Annotated in this window: 4 protein-coding genes; 1 reads left to right on the top strand and 3 read right to left on the bottom strand. The window is 37.9% G+C overall.

Annotated elements, in window-relative coordinates; genetic code table 11:
- From ABIQ27_RS04225 to ABIQ27_RS04215, 3 genes are all read right to left on the bottom strand, one after another.
- Positions 1–803, bottom strand: an 803-nt coding sequence (locus tag ABIQ27_RS04225; RefSeq protein ID WP_348032346.1) for a transposase, incomplete at its 3' end; no start/stop codon positions are given.
- Between the two features lie 56 nt (positions 804–859).
- Entirely contained in the window at positions 860–1,213 is a 354-nt protein-coding gene (gene tnpB / locus ABIQ27_RS04220; protein ID WP_348032344.1) for an IS66 family insertion sequence element accessory protein TnpB, read from the bottom strand.
- Positions 1,207–1,512, bottom strand: coding sequence for a hypothetical protein (locus ABIQ27_RS04215; RefSeq protein ID WP_348032342.1), 306 nt, complete (start codon positions 1,510–1,512; stop codon positions 1,207–1,209). Before ABIQ27_RS04215 ends, tnpB begins: the two co-directional genes overlap by 7 nt.
- A gap of 34 nt (positions 1,513–1,546) precedes the next feature.
- Here ABIQ27_RS04215 and ABIQ27_RS04210 point away from each other — a divergent pair.
- The coding region (locus ABIQ27_RS04210) for a hypothetical protein (RefSeq protein WP_348032341.1) at positions 1,547–1,727 on the top strand (181 nt) is incomplete at its 3' end.

The raw sequence follows: 1,727 nt of genomic DNA, 5'->3' as shown, positions 1-1,727 counted from the left end.
GGCTGGTAATCAAACAAAACAAGTCGCTGTTCAATAGCTTGATAGACCCAGAAGTAACCACGATGCGTTTTATTTTTCACATCTTTATCTAAAACCGGATGCGGCGTTTCGTCAACGCCAATGTATCGTGAACACAGAGTTTGCTTTATTAATTCATTATACAGAGGCTCAAGCAGCTCGCCTATTTGTGTTGGAACATCTCCCAGTGTTGAGTAAGCAAGTTTAATTCCTGCGCGCTTCATTCTTTCAAGCTGACGGTATAAAGGAAGGTGATCACAATATTTTTCAATGATCACACGTGTTAGTAACAGTGTACCGAAAAGCCCTTTGTCAATCGGACGTGAGGGCAAAGCTCCAATAACAACACCTTCACTTTTTGGATCAGAGAATTTTAAACGAACATATTTTTTTACAAATAATTTCCCAGGAATCTCTTCAAGAATTTCCGTGATTTCTTCCCCGATTGGTTTTTGAGAACTGTTCTTATCAAAACCTTCAGGATAAATCGTAATCACTTCTCTTGGCAAAGAAGCGGGTAGTACCTGACGAACAGGGTACTTTTCTTTTTTCTTCTTACGCTCGTGCTTGTCAACTATGATAATTTCTTCCTGATTTTCAACTGCAGGCTCTTCCAAAAGATTTAATTGAGAAGGATGCGCGGCAGGAACGAAACGTTCGCTTTTTGCGCCGAAGATCATCCTGCGAAGTTGATCAAGCTCGTGTTTTAGCTTTAAATTATCGGCATAAAGCTCGTGACATGTGTCAAAAAGTTCTTCCTTGCTTGATGTTTCGCTAATACTCATTGCTTAACAAAGGTAACTCTACAAGCGTTGATATCATTGATTATTTATTAAAACTTTCACACTACAATCTGTTCATATCGCTTATGTTTTTTAACCGATGAAAGTTTTATTCCTTCCATAATAAGCATGAGTTGTTGTGAACTAATAATCCCAGCAGAACCCTCATCATTTAAGGGCAGCTCAAAGGCGCCTCTTTCAAGACGCTTATAATAAATAGCAAAACCATCGCGCTGCCATTGCAAGAGCTTGATCTTATTTTTTGTTCTGCTAAGAAAAATAAAAACGTCACCACTCAATGGGTTCATCTTAAATTCGCTGCGCACAAGCCCGCAAAGACTATCAAAGCCTTTACGCATATCTGTCAGTCCTGAATAAAAAAAATAGCGCTGTGATGAAGAAATGCTCAGCATTTTAACAGCGCCTGCAAAAATTCAATACCAACAGGCTGATGAAAAATAATTTTCCTAGAACTCCCCATTTGAATTTCAGCAAAAATACCAGAAGAAATATTTTCAATTTTAATTGGAACAAAACTTTTGTGTGATTTAGATTTCTTTAACCTAAGATAAAACCAACTAACAAAGGTCTGGTAATTTAGCCCTTTACGGTTGCAAAATTCTTTTTTACCAATTCCACTTGCTTTCCATTCATTGATCAACTCTTCCACTTCTTCACGGCTGCGAAACCGATTAGGCTTTTGTTCACTCATTGATGTTTTTTTGCAACAAATTTCTGAAACTTAGATGAATGCGTCAAGATGTAGTTCACCGGAGGGATACGATAAGACTGAAATAGTAGTTATAAAAATAGAGGTTAGGCAACAAGACAATGGACAATATGTACCGCTTGTTTTTGGACAAATAATAGGCGGTCGGGGTGGCTTTTATGTTTGTGATGCAACAAAGTTTCCTGATGCTGTAATTG

It is taken from the genome of Flavobacterium sp. (genome assembly GCF_039916025.1).
Taxonomy (GTDB): Bacteria; Bacteroidota; Bacteroidia; order Flavobacteriales; family Flavobacteriaceae; genus Flavobacterium.
Note: the sequence above shows the minus strand (reverse complement) of the source record. Positions and strands in the feature narration are given on the sequence as shown.